Source organism: Bradyrhizobium sp. 17 (assembly GCF_023073515.1).
In the GTDB taxonomy this organism is placed as follows: domain Bacteria; phylum Pseudomonadota; class Alphaproteobacteria; order Rhizobiales; family Xanthobacteraceae; genus Bradyrhizobium; species Bradyrhizobium canariense_D.
The window spans coordinates 1-22,678 of record NZ_JADPJQ010000076.1; the positions used below are offsets into that span (position 1 = coordinate 1).

The following is a 22,678-nucleotide window of genomic DNA, read 5'->3' on the forward strand; positions in this document are numbered from 1 at the left end:
GCAAGGTCTTCATCGCCACGCCCTTATGACAATGATTGCCTACGCCTTCCTGCAACATCGTCGCCTCGCATACGCGGGGCGGAAAAAAAAGAATCAACGGGCCTCCGCCTCAACCAACCATGCCCGCCGTACGTCACGCCATCGTCGATCTCATCCTTCGGCCGCCGTCTCAGCAGTGCCCATATTGCCGAAAGCAAATCCTTGAAAAACAGCGGCGAAAACACATTCTGCCAAAGTAGTGCTAGTGCCAGCGACTGCACGCTTCTCCCCCAAGCCCGCCACCGGGGCATCTCGACCACTCTCGACGACCTGACTTTGGTGGTTACAACCCTGGCGCTGCACGCCACGAACTCCGCCGCGCGCATCGAGCAGATGCCTGCCAGCGGATGCATCTTCGTTGCGGCGAATTCCCTTCCTTGTCGCGATCGTAAACCGCTTTGAGGCCGCGGCTTCGGCCTTTCTGACCCGCTCTCGTCCCTCGATGAGCTGACGGTACTCGGCTTCCAGCGGGTCGCGATAGGAGAACTGCGCGGCTGGTGCACGATAGTTCGAATTTCCATACGACGAATATCGAATCATGGAAATCGAACCCGTTTTCAGGCCACCCCCGCTAACTGATGGTTCGGGAACAAAAATGCCCGATCGACGCGACGATATTCCGTCTCGGCAAGTTGGCAACGAATGTCACTCGTTAAGCTTGATGCTACGAGGAGGCTGGATTGCGCCCGCGCTCATGAACCGCCTACGCGGAAGCTGTGGGATCGAGATGATCCTGATGCGCTGGAGCATCAGTTATCACCGCGCGGTAGCTTCGCGACGGCCCGACGGAGCTTGACTTCGATGCACCGACCGCAGATCAACTCGCCGTCCCCGGCCGGTGGCGCAAGAACCACCAGCTCTTCTGGCGCGAACTCTTCTTCGCAGTGATCGCAGCGGGGCATTTCGAGCATCCGCGCGTTTGCTCACGCAGTTGTGGCGGAATTCGATAGCCGCTTTACCCGACCGCTCGCAAGAGCTTGATCAATACCCACGGCCGAGCTTGCATCAAGTTCGTTCCCAATCTGGAACGTTGCTGAAGAAATCCCGGACGTTGCAGATTTACAACCCGCGCAGCCATTCGCGATACTAAGCTCGTCCATGGAGACGACCAGACATGCTTACTTCAACATAAGCGCGGGGGCGAAATGTATGATGTCTATCGCAATGACAGGCGCTTCTTGCTCGTTCTAAGTTCAGGCTCTCCCGTGCCCGTGCTTTACTCTGCACATAAGTGGCGAAAGAGCAGGAAACGAGTTCTCAAGGTCAGCGACGAAATCAAGTCAGCCGTTCAGGCACAAGGCTATTACGTCCGCAGCCTGCGGATCACCAAGGAGCGAATGATCGACGTCGAGTAGGTGGCGAGCGGGTGTTCTCGTTGGCGCGTTTGATCACCAGCAACCAAGCCGCCATAAGCGCGCTGTTCCGCGTCGTCAACCGCCATGTCGGCAACTTCGCACCGATGCCGGGGTGTTTCCGAACCATTCGGATCGGGGGCTTTTCGGAGGGTGCAGAGTGCGAGATCCTCACGATTGCGGGTGGGCATGCCGCCTAGCACGGGCGGGCGCCCTTACGTCTCAAACGGAACTCCATGAGCAGGCCGAGATTTTGGCTTTTTCCATTGAACCTTTAATCGAACTGTCGGACGAACCTTCAATCGGAAACCGGAGGTTTCCCATGAAGCGTCTGATCTCATCTGCAATCGCCGCCGTTGCCTTCCTCATTGTTGCAACCACTATGCTGTGGTCTTACACACCTTCGGCTGAGCGCCATGTCACCCGTACAGCCATAGGTCATTGCAAGAATTTCCACAGCCTGGCCGGGACAAAAGCGTCCGAACTATTGCCTTACTAAGCGCCAGTAAAATGCGTCGAGACGATGTGACCTGTAGCAGGTGGCTGGATGCCACGCCGACATGAGAGTAGGCGAAGGCGCTGCAATGGCCCGTTGCCGGATGATGTGCTCAAGATCATTATGCGCGGGACCGAGAAAGAAGCTAATCGGGCGGCTTGAACCGCGAACTGCTTTGGCAGCTTAGCTCGCCGCCGCGCCATCCAACCGCGCTAGCCCAGCCTCGATCACGGCGATATCCTCCTCGATCTGCTGGATGGTTGGCCGGAAATCAAAACCCGTGACGTGCCTTTAGGTCCACGGCCAGTTTCCGACGCTGCATGCGGAGATCATCCAGAGCCCTCCGATTGTTCAAGCGAACGTAACCGTCCACAATCAGCTCGATTGCGTTTGGCATCCCACCCCCTGTCGTGATCGACCGGCGCCGAACCGCTTACACACTTCAAAACGGCATCTCTTCGCAAATTGTGTGCAGCAGCCCAAGCCGACCTGACGCCAGGAGAGCAAGGGGCTGCACAGTTTAATGGAAGACCGGCTCCCAATATCGCGATTGCGCGTTGTTCATCCCTTTCGAGATCGCCCCATGAGATGCCGTCCATCACGGGTCTCCGTCGCAAAAGAACTATTTAAAATCCAAACGCGCGACCGATCTGCCGCAGCATAGCCATGGCCGCGTCGGTGTACCGACCGTGGGTCAGGTATTGATCCACTTGCGCTGTACTGATCAGCGCAACAACGAAGACCGTGAAGCCCTTAAGCATTGGGGCGTCTCCTGAAAGAGACCGCCAACCGGGCGTGTCGAATAGACTGTTCTCAGAATGCGCTGCCGCATTATGCGACTGCATGTAAATGGTGACAGTGACCGGTAACCAATCCCTTAACCGACGTTAGGTGCGCGCGCCAAGGGACGAGGCGAAGGCGCTGCAAGAGCCGTTGCTCATGTGCTCAAGGTCGTGATGCGAGAGTTAGGAAAGGAAGATTAGCCGCTGCACAGAGGCGCGCGGTTCCTCGATAGCGCAAACAAGAAGCGGCGAGTGTTAGTCCCCACAAAATGGAAGTCACTTCTTCATGGCGTCTGCTGCATCGGGGGACCACGAACGGATTTCCGGTCTATTGTTTGACATCGCCCATCCATGCCAGCAAAAGAAACGCGAGTTCCATTGTAGGGCAGAGCTAACTGACTCTTCTCCGCCTAAAGATCCTCGAACGAGACCCCGATAAGATTTCCACTCAACCAGACTAGGAGGCAACTTCGGATGATGCGATCTTTCTCGAGCATTAGTTTGAATGTGGAGGCCACGTGCCGCTTCGACGGAAGCTCAACTGCTGCCCCTTCTTCCGACATGTTGACCACGCGGCTGCGTAAGCTGGCGCCGTCGCCTGAAATGTAGGCGACCTCGTCCACATCGATGCGCTCCAGCTTTCGACGTTCTATCATTTCATTATAGCCGCAACGAGATCATCTTCGCCCGATGTGCACCTTGTCTCTAGCAGCTTAAATTGTCGCGCGATCTGTGTTGCTAGGTCTGATCCTTCCTTAGCAAGAGCTTTTCTTTGCTCAAGCATGTCGTGTCCGTCACGCTCGAGCACCTGGATCAAGGTGGTTTGACTTTCGATATAAAGCTGCTTGGTTGCGATTGCTCGAGCGATAGCCGCTAGTTCATCATTGCAATCCGAAGTCATTAGCAATCTCATGGCTGGCCTGTCGGCGAGTAAAGCTACATCCTACCTGGCCTTACCTGCGAAAACGTTACACTTGTCCCAGCAGCCCGGCGCCTTCTTTTCCAACGGATTAGTCTGAAGGCGCACACGCGACACATTCTCCCGTTTGTGCGGCGCCAAACGGATTTGCCGCCTTACGTCGTCCGTACTCTTACGGACGTTGCGCATCCGCAAGCTTTGACGTCTACTTCTGATTGTTTTTATGACGATCTTTGTTTCCCGACGAGAGGGCCCATGAGCGTTAAAGCCATGATGGCGATGATCCTCCAGGAGCAACTGGCCTTGCGAGGCGTGCATTCGCTGAAGGCGTCTGACTACGACCAGATCGTAGAACTTCTGATTGAGCCGCTCAGAGAGCTGGAGCTGAGCTTGGCTGTGCGAGAGATTACCGACAAGCCCCGGGAATAGCAGCAGCACCCGATTTTTTAAGGGAGGACGAAGACGAATGCGGAGATTATTGTTCAGACACCGGTGCCCAAAGCCGACAACCGCTACTGGCTGATCCGATAGAACAGTGGCGGATACCCGGCCAATCGGGTCCAGAGCCACGCGTTGGTGCGGCCTTCAGTCAGATTTTGTCCGTGCAGCAATCTCTTTGACCTTTATCAACGTTCGTTCGAATTCGCATTTGAGATATTGCTCGTGCGCCAGGTCTGTTGGCGTCAGCAGAAATGCGACTTTCACGAAAAAGCGGTTCAACAGCGAAGTAATTAAAAGATTGTCCGAGTGTTTCGACCGGAGCGCCGAAAGTCGGCGACGCATCTCGATGAGATCAAGCGTTTCGTGGTCCGGCTGCTCTCTCAAGTGAAGCTCGCGCGACTATCCAGCGTCGAAGTCGCTGCACCGAATATAATAGTGCGGCGACTTCGCTGGGGTGGAGCGGACAAGGACAATGTCCGTGTGCGCAAACCTAGTCCTCTAGCGCGCGGCCGCAATCACGGTCTGGAATTAAGCTTGATGTTCGTGTTGCAAGTTAATTCTGGAACTGAGCAGGGCGAACGATAGGAGGTGTTGAATTTCGGATGCACTGCCCGGGCTGTTCAATGTTGAGCGCAACGTGGACACTCCGCATCTGCTGCTTTGCCGAGCGTCTTGCGAATTCTTGTCTGAGGTCTTGCGTCTCCCAATGTGCACCTAAAGACGTTGGCCGTCTTCCGGCTCGGCCCCAGGGCGATCATCGGCGGCTCGTGCGTGACGCGCTTCGTCTCTCGTCAGAGAGGTAAGCCGGTCCAATTGATTAGCTAATCCGGTGAGGGTCCTTGCGACGCTCTTCAACAAAATTGCTCGTTCGGTGTGGAAATAGCGGATGATTTAGCAACGGCCTGTATTCAATCGCGAGTTCTTGACGTCGGGCAGTAACATACAACCAACGACCGGTCTGTCCGGTAGCGGACACACCCACCTGACCTGAGGCCGGCTCGCGGCCTTGTAAATAATAAAAGGAACTTAATTTGTTTAGTTGATTTAAATTTCGTTCGGCTTAATATCCGCACGCCACCAACCGGAGTCAAGCATGCCAAGCGCCACAGAGGACGAGGATCGCCGCGAGTTCTTAATTGCGCGGTCTGGCGGGGGCAGCTCGCATGAGCACCACCACCACCACCACCATCATGACGACTAAGGCAGTGGCATTTCGATAGGCGGTGCCTTGGGCAACGCCGTAGGCGATCATGCCGGCCTTACGCCGTCGTCGGCATGGAGTGAGCGGCCCTGGGGCGCTCCTGAAGCCCCCCTGCGCTCCAGGGCGCTTTCCACAGGCACACGACCCCGATCCGGGCGAACATCACCGGCGCGCCTCGCTCCGCGACCAGCAGCAGCACTTTCATTCTGGCCGATCGCCGACCAGCAGCCCACCTCGCTTGTTGGGCGCGAATCTGCGAACTGTATAGGCAGGCATAGGCGTGCAACAGGCTGGGGGGCCGCTGGCGCGATGGAACAGTCACGCTACCCACTGGTGAGAAGGTGGACGCCGGAAGATCATCAGCGGCTGATCGCTATGGCCGCGCGGGAAATCGACCCGACGACATCGCTCGCGCGCTGGGGCATGGACAGAACCGGCTGTGCGAGGTCGCGCGGATCTCCACAACATCCCCTTGCGATTGGTGACGCAAAAGCGGAAGTGAACCGGAGTTGAGGCGGCCTCATTCTCGCGTAGGGGGACCTGATTGAGGAGCTGCGAGATCGCCGTGACAAGCAGGGGCAAATGGCTTGTGCAACAGGATGCTGTGCTTCGGCACCGAAGTCGGGACCCCATGCTGGCCGCCTGCAACTAGTTGATTCAACATAGAATTCAGTGCTGCGAGAGGGGTCCCGATCGGCGCCGATCAGGACCCCTCTGAAAGAGCAACTTCTCAAATGATATCAGCGTATTGCGTCCGGCTGGTCGGGGGTCCCATTTCGACCAGCAATGACAGGCGGGCTTCGCGAGGAAACTCCGGATGCATGCGTCTAAAGTGCCCTCGATTACAAGATAAGGACTCAGCGATGCCGCTGCGCGTTGGTTTCTAATTGAAGGCCATTTTTTTAGTGTTGCCGCGGCAGTGAAATCGATTTGCGCGCGCTGCTTCGAGCCGACCGGCACCTCTGAAGCGCCTCTCCGGCGATCCGCCGATTCCGTTTTTTTCGCAGCTCTAATCATTGGGCCGATCAAAGCCTGATAGGCCAGGGTCCGGACCGGAATGGTTGCGGTTTAAATTTTCCGGCTTCGTCAATAACAATTTTAGAAACTCCATCGCCGGTGCTGCGGGACTTCCACTGAACTGAGCAGCAATCTCTGCGCTCGGCACTTTCACGGCCAAGGTTTCACGTTTGCCTATGTCGTTTTCAGTCGGAGGCCGGATGTTACGTTGAGACATTGTCCACTGCTCCAATGCACATGGTCCCGTGCAGGATCTTCCTAAAAGGAACGGTGCCAGAGCTGAAATGGGGCGCAACATTAAACGTCACGATTAAATATTAGTTCATATATATCTCATTATGGTAGGATAATGAAGATAATAATCGTTGAATCGATTGAAGTCACTCCCTCCAGCCAAGCTCTTGCATCAAACTTGTTTTTCGGTTCAGGTGCCGAGGGCGCTTATCGACCGTGCGCCGCGGAGACAGGATCCCGAGCTCCTTTGGCAGGATTGTAAGGCATTCAGATTGTCCAGACAATTAAATTGGCTCTTACCATGGCTCGGGCTGGGGCAGCGGGAAGGTTCCACCCAACGGCCTATGGCGATGGCTAAGCAAGTTTCATTTTGGTAGCCCCGACGGAATGTGCGCGGAGCTACATCACCTGGAAGCTGCCCTGCACAACTTGCAATCGGGCTCGACTGAGCTCACACGGTTCGATCGTAAGCGTCCTCCATACCCCGTTCGTCCCAAATATCGCAATCCGAAGAACCCGGCGGAGACATGGGGGGACGGCAGGCTACCGCGGTGGCTGCGCCCGCAGCTTCGACGCGGCCGGAAGCTGGACGACTTCCTAGTCGAGCAGGCTTCGGATCAAAAGATCAAAACCGGCAGGCGAATTGAGCACCGCAGTCGTGCTCGCGAGTGTTCCTGGGGGACGATGGAAAAAGGCAGTCGCCGACGCCATCTCGGCGGCCCGCGTGGGTGTCTTGATCGTTTTCGCCGGTCTATCCTCCAACTCGCCTGCCTTATGGACAATCGTGCGCTGGCCCCGATCACGATCGCAATCGTGAGCGCCTTGGGCCGATATGACGAGATGTGGACAACAGGCTTTGGGTCAGCGCCTCTGTGTTTTCCGAGTCGGTAGCTCGTGTTCGCCTCTCTTCGCATTTTCGAACTGCGGCTCGATGCGCATGAGCCATTTTGTCTCAATGCTTCTGCTTGCGACTGCCCTGATTCGACCTTGTGCTTCGGGGTGGCAGCTTGGCGCCTCTCAGCGGACACAGAGGCCGACATCACCGCCACTATTTCGCATCAGGAATACGGCTGGAGGACAAGGCCTGCACGAAGGCCTCGGCTCTCATTTCTTTAGGACCGAGGCCTTTTTCGTTGGCAGCATAGCCGGCGCGCTCAGATTTTTTGCGCTGTTCCATTGAACCTTTAGTCGGGCCGCCGGACGAACCCTCAATTGGGGGAAGCCAGAGAAGCTTCCGATGCGCACGATCTTAACTGCAATCGTGGCCGTTACCTTTCTCGGTGCTGCAACGACTTTGCTGTGGTCCTACCCGCCGTCGACCAAGCTTCATGTCGCCACCATAGCCATCGGTCACTGCAAGAATTTCCACAGCTTGGCCGGGGTAAAAGCGTCCGAGCTACTGCCGGACTAAGCAATTCCGAAAAGCGGGAACAAGGCTTCCCCTTGGGGCGGCGAGGACCTGCGGCTCCCCGCCCCCTTGCTGCGCATGAACAGGTGCAGCAGCTATTGGCTCGCCGGCCGGACGGGATCATCGTAGCGCCTTTCGAAGGCGGCGAGATCGGGCCCAATCTATTTCGAGCCGCCTGCTTCAAGGGCCTGCGGCAGGACCTGCAAACATCGCCCTGCTCACCCCCAGCAGAGCAGATCGAGCAGAGCTATGTGCTATGTAGAGGGTCATTGGGCATCGCCGGGCCCGGTTGTTCGGTTCCGGTCGCTCTAGTGCACCGACCACGGCCATGCCGATGACGGTTGCGGTTTTTTGACGTGCGGCAGCGCCGGGGTTGGCGCCGGCTTTTGCGTCTGGGCGACATTGGCCGACTGTCGCGGACGCGGCAGTGGTATTTTGGGCATCGCCTTTGGCTCTTCGGGGCTCACGTTTGGCTCTTCAGGCATCACATTTGGCTCTGAGGCGTTGGCGATGACATGGGCGAATTGTTCCTGGGTTGCGTTGAGCCGCTCGGTGAGCGTCTGGCTGTCGCGCGCCATCTGGATCTGGGTCGCCTTGATCTGGTCGATGGTACTGTTGCTGCGTGCCATTTCTTCCCGGCTCGCTTTGATTTGGCTCACAAGATTTCCATTGTCACGGACCAATTGTTCTTGGCTCACCTCGAGCTGTTCGACCCTTTGCCTCAAGGCAGCGAAATCGTGCGCCATCGGTTGGAGCTGCCGCGCAAACTCGGAAGACAGGGCAATCGCAGTCGGCGCGGCAGCGTTCGGCGCTGCCCGTATCAGAGGTGCCGGGTCCGAGGGGGTCATCACCGCCGTATCAGCGGAGGGTGACCACCGCCAGGCAGCGACACCAATGGATGCTGCCAACAGAGAACCGAAAACCACGTAGCGCCACCCCGCCGAGCGATGAATCGTTGCTGGCGGTGCGCGAGACGTCTTCCTCCTGGTCGGCGGGACCAAAGGACCGACTTCCTCTTCGCGCGCTGGGTTGACCAGTTCAGAAAACTGCTCCTCCAAGCTTTTCGTGATCTGCTCTTCCGCGAGCTTGTCGCCCAGCGTGGCATCCATTTGGCGCTCCATATCAAATGCAAGGCACCCGCCTGAGAGCGATCCGCGCATCTGCGCTACGGCGAGCTAACATTCAACGGGACTCAGATGGCTTTTGAGCCTGCGAAGCTTTCCCAAGGATGAGCATTGAGCTGCACGTCACGTCGTTTTTTTACCAGCTCACCCAGAACTGTCCTGGCGTTTTAACGCAGCCGAGGAGGCGGAAGTATGTTCAGAGCCGGAGAACTAAAAGGAACCCTGACCCTTCGCAAGTGCGCTGCATTCGGCGCGCAGTCCCTTTCCGTTCGGTCCCAAACCCGACGTAGCACTAACTGCGCCCCTAAAGCGGGATAGGGTTAGGTTGAATCGATTTGGGATTCCCAAACCAGGTGTGTTTCTGATTCACCATGCTGGCTGGATTGTAGGCCAGCATGGATGGGCAAGCCTTATTCTCTGGATCTTCGCAAGCGTGTCGTCTGCGCGGTCAAGGGCGGGATGTCCGCTACTCCTGCAGCCGAAGTTTCCGTGCCCGAAACTCCAAGGAAGGATCGGCTTTGACCTTGGAGCGCGCATTCCCCAGGGTCGTAGCGAGGGCGGCGCCGCGTTTCGCAAACGCAGGCCGATGAGGCGATCGGGAGGCAAAGGCCCGTCTGAATAATGGACAGGAGACTTGTCGCAGCCAAGTTCGCCTCATCCCCCCGACACCATTTTTCGTCCACATTGCAATCCGCACCGTTCCTCGCAGAGCGCTGCTGGTGAGCCAACTTCACCAAGCCGTCTACGGCGCTACGCTCTGCAACACTCCAAACAGCGACCGCCAACTTGCTCTCAATAGATTCTTCTTGACCTCCCGGTGCACACGTCGCGCACACGCGGCCTTCCAACCTACTGAAGACCTGAACTCTCGCTCCAATCCATCATGGGCTCGCTAAAACTGCTGCGGCGGTTTATCCGTGGAAAAGGACAATAGCTGCCGAGCCAGGTGCTGCTCCGATCGCGCTAGCTTTCGAAGGCGCCGGGAGGACGCACAGTCAACACAAGCAGCGCAATCCTGTACAAGAGCCCGCGCACGGGAATGCGCTCAGCTTCCGCTAGACGACGAACACTCTCGCGGCGGCCTCCTAACTCAGGAGGAAATTCTGGTCGTGCAGCGTTCCGGTGTAGTTGGCCAAAAGGATCTCGATATCGTTGCCGTCCATCACGCCGTTGCCGTTGACGTCGATCTGCAGGGTGGCATTGCCGCCCGACTGGTCGACCCGGGCCTCGGAGTGTGGCGACCCGGCCGATCCGTCGAATGCCGCCGTGTCCACGAAATGAACCGGTCCGGTGAAGCCGTTCGGACCGGTCATGTTCGTGAACATGAAGGTGTCGCTTGAGGCGTCGAAGTTGACGACGGTGTCGCCGTTGCCGGTCTGCGACTCGGCGGCGCTGTTGAAGTTGAAGTTGTCGGCCGCAGCGCTTGCCGTGATGTTGTCCGCGCCCGTTCCGCCAGTTACCGTTGTTGTTCCCGTCGTGTTGCCGATGATAATGAAGTCGCTGCCGGTACTGCCGTTGACGTGCTCGACGTTGATTATCGTCACGCCGTTGTACTGGCTGTTCAGGTTGAGCGTATCGTTGCCATCCCCGAAGTCGACAACCGAGTTGTGGCCCGGCGTGAAGATCGACTGTTCGATGGTAAGGACATCGTCCGTGGCCGATCCGTTGATGCGGTCGACATTGAAGACGTTGACGAGGTCATTGACTCCGGCGGCGAGGTTCAGCGTATTGCTGCCCTGCTGCAGGTTGACGGTGAGTCCCGACACGTCGTTCATCAGGGTCAGGGTGTCGTCGGACGGAGCCCCGGAATAATCGGCGGTGCCGACGCTCGAGACGTTGGTCAGCGCCAGCGCATTTGCGCCGGAAGCGACCTGCAATCCGGTGGCGCCCGTGCCGAGATCGACGGAAAGACCGTTCTGGTTGTTGTTCAGTGTGTAGAACGCGTCGTTTGAAGTGACGACGAGGTGCTCGACGTTGAGGAGGGTGAGGTTGTCATATTGCACCCCTACCGTCAGCGTGTCGGTGTCGCCTCCAAGGTCGACCGTCGCATCGTAGATGCCGTTCGCCAGCGTGAGCGCGTCAGCGGCTCCTGTGCCGTTGACGGTGGCGATGTTGCCTACGAAGGCCAGCGAGTTGGTGCCGGCAGCCAGGTTAAGGGTGTTGGTGCCCTGGGCCAGGTTGACCGAGAGGCCGGTGACGTCGTTCAGCAGGGTCAGCGTGTCGTTCGATGCCGCGCCCGTCCAGTCGCTGCCGTTGAGGTTCTCGGTATTGATCTCGGAGACCCAGTTCGATCCGTTGACGAGATTGATGGTGTCGATGCCGTCGCCCATGTCGACGGTGAGGCCGTTGATGTTGGTGTTGAAGCCGATGAAATCGTCGCCGGCGGTGCCTACGACATGTTCGACGTTGGCGAGGGTGAGATTGTAGCCGCCGGTGATGCCGAGCATGACGGTATCGTCGGTGCCGGCGCCGAGATCGATCACATGGCCGGAGAGAGCCTGATTGATCTTGACGTAGTCGTTGCTGGAGCCGGTCGCGACCGCCAGCGAGAGGGTCGGCGCGCCGAAGAACAGGACGGGGTCGGAGAGGTCGACCGGATTCGCCTGTGTCCCTGAGGCGGTCAGCACGTTGACGCCGGTAAACTGCAGTATCTCGACGTTCATGAGAGTGTCAGTACCGTCGCGGGCCGTGGGATTGTTGTCCTGGACGGTGACCTGATTGCCGTTGACGGTGATCGTATACTGGGTCCGCGCCCCGGAGAAGATCGCAATATCGCCCTTGCCACCGCCGTCGATGGTGTCGTTGCCGCCGCCACCGATGAAGGTGTTGCTGTTGGCATCGCCGATCAGCGTGTCACCGAAGCCCGAGCCCGCGATGCTGTTGACGCCGCCGGTGAAGGTATCGGTGCCGATCGCGGCCAGATCTCCCGCAGCCGTGCCGTGGGCGGTTCCGAGTGAGAGGTCGACCGTGACCGCGGCAAGTGCGTTGCCGTAGGTGAGGCGGGTGTTGCCGTTGCCGGTGACGACGTCATAGCCGCCGAGGCCTTCGAACTGGTTGAAGTTGCCGTTGTTGCCGATGTTGAGGGCGCCCGGCGCCCCGTTGCCGTAGCCCGTCGCGTCGTAATGGTCGATGAAGTTGGTACCCTGGATGCCTTCGATCGAGCGCAGCGTGTCGCTGCCGATCGAGGCGTCTCCGGTGGCGGTGCCTGCCGCCATGTTCACGGTCACGCCGCCGGTCGAGAAGTAGATGTTGTTGTAGGTGGCGAGATCGAAGCCGCCGCGGCCGTCGATCGTGTCGTTGCCGGCACCACCGTAGAAGGTCTCGGTGCTCGCGATGTTGCTGCCGAAGATCGTGTCGTTGAACATCGAGCCCTGGACGTTGTTGACGCCGCTGAAGTTATCGTGCCCCGTCGAGGCATCGCCATCGGCGGTGCCTGTTTCCGGTGTGGCGCCGGTCTGCATGTCGACGACGACGCCTCCGGTGGCGTTGATGTAGGAAATCCGGGTATTGTTGTTGCCGATGATGTTGTCGTCGCCGCCCATGCCGACGAACTCGTTGAAGGTTCCGTTGGAGCCGAGGTTAGACCCGCTCGTGCCAGAGAAGCCGGTGGCGTCGTAGCTATCGGCCTTGTTGGTCCCGCGCACCGATTCCACGGAGCGCAGCGTGTCGGTGCCGACAGTGCCGTCACCGGTCACGGTTCCGGCGGTCATGTTCACGGTGATGCCCGAGGTCGTGGCCGGATCGTTGCTGTAATCGGCGCGGTCGAAGCCGCCGCGGCCGTTGATGAGGTCGGCGCCGGCGCGGCCCTCGAAGATCTCGACGGTTCCGTTGGCGTTGGCGGTGCCCAGCAGCGTGTCGGCACCAGCGGAGCCGACAACCCCGCCAAATCCGGCCCCGACGAGATTGTCGGTGCCTACCGACGAATCTCCGCTTGCGCTGTGCGCCTGGAGGTCGACCGTGACGCTTCCGGTCGCGTTAGCGTAGGAAATGCGGGTCAGCAGCGCGCCCTGGCTGTTGACGGCGCCGGTGATGGTGTCGTTGCCGCCGCGGCCCTCGAACTCGTTGAAGCCGATTTGGGTACCGAGAATGCCGGTGTCTCCGGCAAATCCGGTGGCGTCGAACGTATCGGCATTTTCGCTACCGACGATGCCTTCGATGTTGATCAACGTGTCGGACCCGGATCCGCCGGTGACGGTGCCGGCAGCAAGGTTGACGGTGATGGCTGAAGCCGCCTCGGTGTAGACCGCGCGGTCGAAGCCCTGGCCGCCGTCGAGGATGTCGTTGCCCGCGAAGCCCTGCAGGCGGTCGTTGGCTTCGAGACCCTGGATGGTGTCGTCGCCGGGGGTGCCGGGCAGCGTGTCCGGACCGACGGTGCCGACGACGAGCGAACCGCCGTTGACGGTGATGCCGATGGTCTTCTGGAACGAGAGGCCGCCTGCGTCGGTGGCCGTGACCGTGATCTGCTCGGTTCCGGTGGTCAGCGGGCCCGCGACGACGACGTTGCCGCCGCTGATGCCGAACTGGCCGCCGGCGTTGTCAGTCAGTGTGTAGCTGAAGGTATCGCCTGCGTCCGGGTCGAGCGCGGAGAGGGTGCCGACAACGTTGCCGTGGGCGGTTCCCTGCGGGATGACGGTGTTCGACAGCGAGATGTCGGTCGGGGCTTCGTTGATGTTGGTGGTCCCGATCGCGAAGGTCGTATCGTGGGTGAGCCCGCCGGCGTCGGTGGCGCGCACCGTGACGGAGTGGGACGTCGCCTGCTCGAAGTCCAGCGGAGCCGTGGTGACGAGGTTGCCGTTTAGAATTGCGAACAAGCCGCCGGGATTGCTGGTCAGCGTGAAGGTGGCGCTGTCGCTGGCGTCGGGATCGAGCACGGAAAGCGCCCCGACGACCGTGTTGGCTGCGCTGTTCTCGGCGACCGAGGAATTCGACAGCAGGACCGCCGTCGGGGCTTCGTTGACGTCGGTGGTGGCGATGGTGAAGGTCTTGTTGACCGTGAGCCCGCCGCCGTCGGTGGCGCGCACCGTGATCTGGTGGGAGGCCGTCTGCTCGAAGTCCAGCGGACCCGTGGTGACCACCTGGTTACCGACCAGGCTGAACAGCCCGCCGGCATCGTCGATCATCTCATAGGTTGCCGTGCTTTCTGCGTCCGGATCGACGGCGGTCAGGAAGCCGACGACGGCGTTGGCCGCGCTGTTTTCCGCGACCGTATTGTTGCTCAGCGTGACGTCGGTCGGTGCCTCGTTAACGTTGGTGACGCCGATCTGGAAGTTCTTGCTGAAGGTGGCGCCGGCCGTATCGGTCACCTGGACGGTGACCTGGTGGGATGCGGCCTGTTCGAAATCGAGCGGCGCGGTGGTGACGATCTGGTTGCCGTTGACGATGGCAAATAGGCCGCCGGGGTTGCTGGTCAAGGCGTAGGTGGCGCCGTCGGCCGCATCCGGATCCATGTCGGAGAGCAGGCCGACCACCGATCCCGGTGCGCTGTTCTCGGGGACGATTGCGGCGCCCGACAGCAGGATGTCGGTCGGCGCGTGGTTCGGCGTGACGACGGCGAAATTGGCATCGCTCAGGTGGCCGTTGAGGCCGTTCATGATGACCGAGATGTCGCCGGCGCCGATCACGCCGTCACCGTTGACGTCGATCTGGAGCTGCTGCTGGCCGCCGACATCGACGAGGATGGCTTCGGCCTGCGGCGCTATGGGCGAACCGTCGAGCACGCCGGAGGCCATGAAGTGCACCGAGCCGGCAAGGCCGGCGACGCCGTCCAGCAGGAACTGGTCCTGGGTTGCATCGAAGTTGTTGACGTCGTCCATTGCGGTGGCCGCGGAGGATTCCGACGCATCGGTGTAGCGGATGACGTCAACCGCCGCGCCTGCGGTCATGAAGTCCGCGCCGCCGCCGCCGGTGATGACGGTGGTGCCGAAGACGCCGACGTCGGTGATGAAGTCGGTAAAGGCGCTGCCGTTGACGTGTTCGACGTTCTTCACGGTGACGCTGGCTGGTCCAACGAGATCCACGCTGTCGTTGCCAGCGCCGAGGTCGACGGCGATGCCGCCGGCGTTGAACAGGGTCAGTGCATCGGCGGAAGCAGATCCGTTGATGTGCTGGACGCCATAGGTGGAGACCGAATTGGTTCCGGCAGCGAGATTCAGGGTGTTGTCGCCCTGCTGCAGGTTGACGGTGACGCCCGATACGTCGTCCGACAGCGTCAGGGTGTCGTCGGATACGGGTGCGTTGCCCCCGAAGAAGTCGGCCGAGCCGACGACCGAGACGTTCGTCAGCGACAGCGTATTGGCTCCGGAGGCGATTTGCAGCCCGGTATTGCCGGCGCCGAGGTCGACGGACAGCCCGTTCTGATCGTCGGTCAGCACATAGAAGGCGTCGTTCTGGCCGGCGACGGCCAGATGTTCGATGCCGTGAAGCGCGAAGCTGCCGAATTGCGAGTTAACTGTCAACGTATCTTCCGAGGCGGAGCCGTAGATGTCCTGGACGTTGTAGGTGCCGTTGAACGAGTTGGCGCCGGCGGCGAGGTTCAATGTGTTGTGACCGTTACCGAGATTGACGGAGAGGCCGCTGACGTTGTTGAGCAGCGTCAGCGTGTCGTCGGAAACGACGCCGGGAGTGAAGTCGTTGCCGTTGATGTTCTCGACATTGGTCACAGCGACGGCGTTCGCGCCGTTGGCCAGGACAAGGTAGTCGTTGCCGGCGCCAAGGTCGACGGAAAGGCCCACCTGATTGTTGGTCAGCGAGTAGAAGTCGTCGCCGGTGCTGCCGACCAGGTGCTCGACGCCGTGGAGCGCGGCGTTGAGGTAGGTGTTTCCGACCTGGAGGGTGTCGTCGCCACCGCCAAGGTCGACCGATTGGTCGTTGTTCGGCGAAGACAGGCCGTTTCCGACTGTCAGGGTGTCGTTCGAGGCGGAGCCGACGACGGTGTCGACATTGTAGATGCTGGTGAACGAGTTGACGCCGGCCGTGAGATTCAGCGTGTTGATGCCGTTGCCGAGATTGACGGAGAGGCCGCTGACGGTGTTCTGCAGCGTTAGAGTGTCGTTGGAGACGTTGCCGGGTGCGAAGTCGCTGCCCGTGAGTATCTCGGCGCCGGTCACGCTGAGCGAGTTGGAGCCGTTGGCGAGGCTGACGTTGTCATTGCCGCCGCCCATGTCGATGGTGAGGCCGTTGAGGTTGGTGCTGAAGCCGACGAAGTCGTCGCCGGCGGTCCCGACCAGGTGCTCGACGTTGGCGAGGGTGAGGTTGTAGCCGCCGGTGATGCCGAGGATGACGGTGTCGTTGGCGGCGGCGCCAAGGTCGATCGTATGTCCGGAAAGACCCTGGTTGATCTTGACGTAGTCGTCCGCGGATCCGGTCAGGGTGGTCAGCGCATTGGCCTGCGCGTTGAAGAATAGCCCGGTGTCGGAAAGATCGACGGGGGCCGCCTGCGTACCGGAAGCCACCAGTACGTTGGCGTTGGTGAACTGCAGGACCTCGACGTTGGTGAGGGTGTCGGTGCCGTCGCGTCCGCCGACCGTGTCCTGAACGGTGACCTGGCCGGCGCCGTTGACCGTGTACTGGATCCTGGTTCCGGAGAAAATCGCGACGTCGCCGCCGGCGCCGCCGTCGATGGCGTCGCTGCCGCCGCCGCCGACGAACATGTTGCTGTTGGCATTGCCGATCAGGGTATCGCCGAATGCCGAACCGGTGACACTGAAGATGCCGCCGGTGAAGAGGTCGGTGCCGACGCCCGCCGCGTCGCCCGCGATGGTGCCGTGGGCGGTTCCGAGCGAAAGGTTGACCGTGACCGCGGCCAATGCATTGCCATAGATGACGCGGGTGTTGCCGTTGCCGGTGATGACATCGTCGCCCGCAAGGCCTTCGAACTGGTTGAAGCTGCCGTTGCTGTTGCTGACGTTGGCCGCTCCCGCCAGGCCATATCCCGTGGCGTCGAATGTGTCGGCAAAGAAGGTGCCCTGGACGCCTTCGATCGAGCGGAGCGTGTCGTGACCGATCGAACCGTCGTTGATTCCGGTCGCCGTTCCGGCGGCAAGGTTCACGCTGACGCCGGTGGTCGCGGTGGTCAGGCTGTTGTAGCTGGCGACGTCGAAACCGCCGCGGCCGTCCATGTAGTCGTCTCCGCCGAGTCCGGTGAAGGTATTGTTGAGGTTGCTTCCCAGCAGCGTGTCGCCGAAAGCGGATCCCTGAACCGCATTCACGCCGGTAAAGCTGTCGGTACCTTCGCCAAGTGCCGTAGCGGTGCCGGCGACCAGAAGCGGATTGGTCGATACCGTCGTTCCCTGGAGATCGGCGGTCACAGCGCCGGCGGCGTTGGTGTAGTTGAGGCGTGTGGCGCCGTTGCCGATGATGGTGTCGTCGCCGCCGGCTCCCTGGAAGTCGTTGAAGTTGCCCAAGGAGCCGATGTTCGCACCCCCGGCGCCGAAGCCGGTCGCGTCGAATACGTCGGCGAAGTTGGTGCCGCGCACGGCTTCCACTGCTACGAGCGTATCGGTGCCTATCGTGGCATCGCCGACGACGGTGCCGGCCGCCAAATGCACGGTGATGCCGGCCGTGGTCGCCGCGTCGTTCGAGTAGACGGCGATGTCGTAGCCGCCCCGGCCGTCGATCAGATCGTTGCCGGCGCGTCCCTCATAGCTCTCGTATGTCCCCGGTCCATTGTTGGTGCCGCGCAGAGTGTCGTTGAAGGCCGAGCCGATGACCCCGGACACGTTGGAGAAGCTGTCCTGGCCGATGGAAGCGAGATCCTGCGCAACGGTTCCGTTGGTCGCCTGCGCCGTGTGGTTCTGGATATCCATGGTAACGCCGTCGGTGGCGTGGATATAGCTGATGCGCGTCAGTGCCTGGCCCGGTACGTTGAGAAGGCCGGTGATCTGGTCGTTGCCCTTTCCGCCTTCGAATTCGTTGTAGCCGATGACCGCACCGGCCAGGCCGGTGACGCCGGCAAAGCCGGTCGCATCGTAGGTGTCGGCGAAGTCGGAGCCGATGATGCCTTCGACATTGACCAGCGTGTCGCTGCCGACGCCTGCGCCGGAGACCGTGCCGGCGGCCATGTTGACGGTCACGCTGCCGGTCGCGTCGGTGTAGGTAGCGCGGTCGAAGCCGGTGCCGCCGTCGATCTTGTCGTTGCCGGCATTGCCGGCGATCTGGTCGCTTCCTGCACCGCCGAACAGCTGGTCGGCGCCGTCGCCGCCCGAAATCTGGTCGTTGCCCTCGAGCCCGTCGATGGTGTCGATGGCTATCGTGCCCGTCAGGACGTCGTTGCCCGACGTGCCGAGCACGGCGATCCCGGGAGCGGCGACCTCGGCGGAGGCTACTTGCGATGCCAGGCCGGTGGGTTCGATGTAGTTGTGATGGATGGCCGCCAGTTGGTCGGTATTCGTGAAGTTGGTTGCAGCGGCCGAGGCGAGTTCGGTCGTGGCCGCGCCCTGCGCGACCTGGCCGGCCTGTGCGATCTGGGTGACGTTTGCGGCCGCCTGGATGCTGTCGTTGGCCGCGCTGACCGTGCTCGTGACGAGGTCGGCAGCCGTGCCGGTGACGCCGGACCCGGAAACGATGGAGGCCACGGTCGTGCCGGTGCTGAGGTCGATCGTGCCGTCGCCGGTACCTGTGTTGGCGGCGGTGATGGCGCCCGCGATGGCGTCGAAGACGTCGGCCGACGATGCGCCGACCGCGGAAATCTGTGCGACGGTGCTCTGGACCTGGACGCCGGCTGAAAGCACGGCCGTTGCAGTCGGGTCGCCGCCGATGGCGGTCGGGACCGGGTCGAACGTCGTGAGCTCGACGCCGTCGAGGTGGAATGCGGCTGCAACCTGCAGGGTGGCGTCGGCCGCGGACACGCCGCCGACCGCCAGCGAAGTGATGAGGGTCGTCAGCGGGGTGACGACGGTGGAGCCTTCAGGCGCTTTCAGCGTTCCGGAGAAGGCGAGCCCGGTGGAAACGTCGGTGCCGCCCGTCATGATCAGGGTGCCGACCGGATTGTGCAGCGTGAAACTGCCGTCGGCATTGGTGATCGCGGAGGCCTCGCCGTCATCGAACACGCCGTTGCCGTTCTTGTCGGCGAACACGAAGGCGCCGGCGATGTAGCCGTCCACCGCGCGGTTGCTGGTGTCGTGAAGGCCCGCCGTGACGTCGACCGTCATGCTGGTCGTGGCGACTGATGGATGCCCGCTTTCGATCGAGGCGACCGACACCTGCAGAACCAGGGTGTCGGCGTGCGCATGCGCGCCGGGGACAAGGGCCAGCGTGCCGAGATCTGACGCCGACACTTCCCAGTGACCGTCTTCGAACGGGGTTCCGTGGTTGAGCGTATAGGTGTCTGGAATGCCCTTGATGCTGACGGTTCCGAGGGTGCCGCTGTCGTCGACCAAGTAGGTCTTGATGGAGAGCTGAATCAGGCCGTCATCGGCGCCGGAGACGTTGTCTGCGGTCAGGATCGGGGCGTCCTGGGTGCCGTGGATGGTGAAGGAAACCGGCTTCTGCGTGCCGTCGATCGAGGAGACGGTGAAGGTCTCGATACGGATCTCGCCCGCGGCGAGGCCCTGCACCAGCGCATTATCGACGCTGTAGGTGTAGTGGCCGTCGGAGGTGATCGTCAGATGCCCGAGATTGCCGGAGGCCGGGACCGAGGTGCCGAACTGCGACTGGCCCTGGTCGGGATCGGTGGCTGTGATCTGGCCCGACACGGACAGCGTCGTGCCAGTGTCTTCGGTCACATCGTGCTGGACGGGGTCGCTGATGACGGCGGCGTCGTTGGCGCCGATGACGTCGAAGGTGACAGTCTTCGGCGTGTCGTCCAGCGAGTGGATCGTGAAGCTGTCCGTGTGGGTCTGACCAGCGCCCAGCGACTGCGTCGCGCTGTTGGCCACGGAATAGGTGTAGGTGCCGTTCGCGGCGAGCGTCAGCGTGCCGAGGTTGCCGGCAATGCCGATGGCGCCGAGCTGGAACGAGGACTGGCCGTTGTCGACGTCGGTGGCCGTCAATTGCCCGGTGGCGGTAAGGTTGCCGTTTACGGGATTGAGGTCCTCGGTGACGCTGTGGACGACCGGGTCGCTGATGGTGGCCGCATCGTTGGCGCCCTGGACCGTGAACGAGATTACCTTGACCGTGCCGTCCAGGGAATGGACGGTGAACGTGTCGATGTGACTGTCGTTCGCGCCGAGCGATTGCACCGCGGAATTGGCGACCGAATAGGTATAGGTGCCGTTGGCGGCGAAGGCGAGCGCACCGAGGTTGCCCGCACCCGCGGCCGACCCGGCCTGGAACGAGGACTGGTTCTGGTCGGCATCGACGGCCGTCAGTTGTCCGGTGGCGGTGAGGTTGCCGGCCCCCGACACGTTGACATCCTCGGTGACGCTGTGGACGACCGGATCGCTGATGGTTGCCGCATCGTTGGCGCCCTGGACGGTGAAGGAGACCACCTTCGAGGTGCCGTCGATCGACTTGATGGTGAAGGTGTCGACCTTGGCTTCGCCTGCCCCGAGGTATTGCACAGCACTGTCGGCGACCGAATAGGTGTAGCTGCCGTTGCTCTGCAGCACGAGACCGCCGAGGTTGCCGGATCCTGGTGCAACCGTTGTCTGGAAGGCGGCCTGGCCGGCGTCCGGATCAGTGACCAGGATGGTTCCGATCGCCGTCAGCGTGGCGCCGCCGACGTCCTCGGTCACGGTGGCATTGCTCGGATTTCCGATCGTCGCCGGCGTGCCGGCGCCGCTGCCGCCGTGGATCGTGAAGGTGACCTGCTTCGGGGTGCCGTCGAGCGAGGTGACCGTGAAGGTGTCCACCTTGACGTCCGCTGCGCCCAGGTACTGGGTGGCCGAGTTGGCGACGGAATAGGTGTAGGCGCCGTTGGCGGCGATGACGAGATGGCCGAGATTACCCGCCGCCGATCCGACGGTGGTCTGGAACGAGGCCTGGTTCTGGTCAGCGTCCGTGACCGAGATGACGCCGGTGGCGGTGAGGGTTGTCGGCGATGCGTTCTTGGTCACATCGTGGACGGTCGGTGTGCCGATCGCGGCGGCGTCATTGGCGCCGTGGATCGTGAACGAAACCTGCTTCTGGGTGCCGTCGAACGCGGTGACCGTGAAAATCTCGACCTTGGAATCGCTGGCGCCGAGATATTGCACGGCGCTGTCGGCGACGGTGTAGGAATAGGCACCGTCTGCGGCGATGCTGAGATGTCCGAGGGTGCCGGCAGCCGCCGTAACCGTGGTCTGGAACGAGGCCTGGTTCTGGTCGGCATCGGAGATCGAGAGCGTGCCCGCCGCGGACAGATTGCCCGCGGTGGAAACGCCGACGTCCTCGGCGACGTCGTGAACGGCAGGCGCGCCGATGACGGCGGCGTCGTTGGTGCCGTGGATGGTGAAGGCGACCACCTTCGAGGTGCCGTCGAGCGCGGTCAACGTGAAGCTGTCGACCTTGGTTTCGCCCGCACCCAGGTACTGAACGGCACTGTCGAGGACGGCGTAGATGTAGGCGCCGTTGCTGCCCATGACGAGCGCGCCGAGGTTGCCGTTGCCTGCCTGGAGCGTCGGCTGGAAGGCGGATTCGCCCTGGTCGGCGTCGGTGATGGAGACCGTTCCGGTCGCATAGATCACCGGAGTGGCGGCGTCCTCGGTGACGTCGTGGACCGTCGGCACGCCGATGACGGCGGCGTCATTGATGCCGTGGATGGTGAATGAAATCTGCTTCTGGGTGCCGTCCAGCGAGGTTACCGTGAAGGTGTCGACCTTGGTATCGCCCGCACCGAGATACTGGGTGGCCGCGTTGGCGACCGAATATGTGTAGGTGCCGTTGGCGGCGAGCACGAGGCTGCCGAGGTTGCCGGATGCCGAATTGACGATGGTCTTGAAGGCTGACTGGCCCTGGTCGGCGTCGGTGATGGAGATCGAGCCCGTGACGGACAGATTCGGATTGGATGCGTCCTCGGTGACGTCGTGATGGTCGGGGGTGCCGATCACGGCGGCGTCGTTGGTGCCGTGGACGTTGAAGCAAATCAGCTTGGGGGTGCCGTCGAGGGAGGTGACGGTGAAGGTGTCGGTCTTGACCTGGCCGGCGCCGAGATACTGCACGGCTGAGTCGGCGACCGAATAGGTGTAGCTGCCGTTGCTCTGCAGCACGAGCGTGCCGAGGTTGCCGGCGGCGGATGCGACCGTGGTCTTGAAGGCGGCTTGGTTCTGGTCGGCGTCGGTGATCGAGATCGAGCCGGTGGCCTTGAGGATGGGACTGGTGGCGTCCTCGGTGACGTCGACCACGGTGGGCGTGCCGATCATGGCTGTGTCGTTGACGCCGACAATCGTGAAGGCGACCTGCTTGGTGGTTCCGTCTAAGGAGGTGACGGTGAAAGTGTCTACCTTGGTCTCGCCGGCGCCGAGATACTGTACCTTGCTGTCGGCGACGGAGTAGACGTAGGAGCCGTTCGCGGCGATGGAGAGCGAACCGAGATCACCACTTGATGCGATGACCGAGGTCTTGAAGAAGGCCTGGCCTGCATTGGTGTCCGTAATTGAGATCGATCCCTGTGCTGTCAGCGTCAGCAGGTTGGCGTCTTCGGTGACGAAGCTGACAGTAGGAGTACCGATCACAGCTAGTGAATTAGGCACGGAAATCCCTCCCCCGCAAAAATTTTTTGTGTCGGTTGCAGCAGCCAGAAATGTCGGA

General features: G+C 61.3%; 11 protein-coding genes and 3 pseudogenes. 5 read left to right on the forward strand and 9 right to left on the reverse strand.

Going from position 1 to position 22,678, the window contains the following annotated elements; genetic code table 11:
• Nucleotides 1-205: pseudogene (locus IVB13_RS15645) on the forward strand (IS701 family transposase); the annotation flags it as partial.
• Here the strand turns inward: IVB13_RS15645 and IVB13_RS15650 are convergent.
• Nucleotides 151-579: a hypothetical protein gene (locus tag IVB13_RS15650; protein WP_247489531.1), complete on the reverse strand. Its 429-nt coding sequence runs from the start codon at nt 577-579 to the stop codon at nt 151-153. The pseudogene IVB13_RS15645 and the gene IVB13_RS15650 sit on opposite strands and share 55 nt — an antisense overlap.
• 605 nt (nt 580-1,184) lie before the next feature.
• On the opposite strand from IVB13_RS15650, the gene IVB13_RS15655 reads away from it, so the two are divergent.
• Nucleotides 1,185-1,394 carry a hypothetical protein gene (locus IVB13_RS15655; RefSeq protein WP_007595423.1) on the forward strand — a complete coding sequence of 70 codons (210 nt, stop codon included), beginning with the start codon at nt 1,185-1,187 and terminating at the stop codon, nt 1,392-1,394.
• A 319-nt stretch (nt 1,395-1,713) separates the two neighbouring features.
• Nucleotides 1,714-1,890, forward strand: a complete 177-nt coding sequence (locus IVB13_RS15660; RefSeq protein ID WP_157643135.1) for a hypothetical protein — start codon at nt 1,714-1,716, stop codon at nt 1,888-1,890.
• A gap of 180 nt (nt 1,891-2,070) precedes the next feature.
• On the opposite strand, the pseudogene IVB13_RS15665 reads toward IVB13_RS15660, so the two are convergent.
• The 3 genes and pseudogenes from IVB13_RS15665 to IVB13_RS15670 form a co-directional block, all read right to left on the reverse strand.
• Nucleotides 2,071-2,284: pseudogene (locus IVB13_RS15665) on the reverse strand (hypothetical protein).
• A gap of 229 nt (nt 2,285-2,513) precedes the next feature.
• Complete coding sequence (locus tag IVB13_RS40190) at nt 2,514-2,648, reverse strand: hypothetical protein (protein WP_007595432.1); 135 nt, start codon at nt 2,646-2,648, stop codon at nt 2,514-2,516.
• A 431-nt stretch (nt 2,649-3,079) separates the two neighbouring features.
• A complete protein-coding gene (locus tag IVB13_RS15670) occupies nt 3,080-3,325 on the reverse strand; it encodes a PilZ domain-containing protein (protein WP_247489510.1) in 246 nt (81 codons plus the stop codon).
• A 518-nt stretch (nt 3,326-3,843) separates the two neighbouring features.
• On the opposite strand from IVB13_RS15670, the gene IVB13_RS15675 reads away from it, so the two are divergent.
• Nucleotides 3,844-4,017, forward strand: a complete 174-nt coding sequence (locus IVB13_RS15675) for a hypothetical protein (protein WP_247489512.1) — start codon at nt 3,844-3,846, stop codon at nt 4,015-4,017.
• A 156-nt stretch (nt 4,018-4,173) separates the two neighbouring features.
• On the opposite strand, the gene IVB13_RS15680 is transcribed toward IVB13_RS15675, so the two are convergent.
• Nucleotides 4,174-4,413: a hypothetical protein gene (locus IVB13_RS15680; protein ID WP_247489514.1), complete on the reverse strand. Its 240-nt coding sequence runs from the start codon at nt 4,411-4,413 to the stop codon at nt 4,174-4,176.
• 1,826 nt (nt 4,414-6,239) lie between these two features.
• Nucleotides 6,240-6,464 (reverse strand): hypothetical protein, encoded by a 225-nt coding sequence (locus IVB13_RS15685; protein ID WP_247489516.1) that lies wholly within the window; start codon nt 6,462-6,464, stop codon nt 6,240-6,242.
• A 485-nt stretch (nt 6,465-6,949) separates the two neighbouring features.
• Between IVB13_RS15685 and IVB13_RS15690 the strand changes: the two are divergent.
• Nucleotides 6,950-7,090 (forward strand): annotated as a pseudogene (locus IVB13_RS15690) (H-NS histone family protein); the annotation flags it as partial.
• Between the two features lie 439 nt (nt 7,091-7,529).
• Here the strand turns inward: IVB13_RS15690 and IVB13_RS40195 are convergent.
• The 3 genes from IVB13_RS40195 to IVB13_RS15700 all read right to left on the reverse strand — a co-directional run bounded on the left by IVB13_RS40195 (nt 7,530) and on the right by IVB13_RS15700 (nt 22,620).
• Nucleotides 7,530-7,658, reverse strand: coding sequence for a hypothetical protein (locus IVB13_RS40195; RefSeq protein ID WP_256467694.1), 129 nt, complete (start codon nt 7,656-7,658; stop codon nt 7,530-7,532).
• A 539-nt stretch (nt 7,659-8,197) separates the two neighbouring features.
• A complete protein-coding gene (locus tag IVB13_RS15695; RefSeq protein ID WP_247489517.1) occupies nt 8,198-8,998 on the reverse strand; it encodes a hypothetical protein in 801 nt (266 codons plus the stop codon).
• 1,100 nt (nt 8,999-10,098) lie between these two features.
• Nucleotides 10,099-22,620 carry a VCBS domain-containing protein gene (locus IVB13_RS15700; RefSeq protein WP_247489520.1) on the reverse strand — a complete coding sequence of 4,174 codons (12,522 nt, stop codon included), beginning with the start codon at nt 22,618-22,620 and terminating at the stop codon, nt 10,099-10,101.
• Nucleotides 22,621-22,678 lie beyond the last annotated feature (58 nt).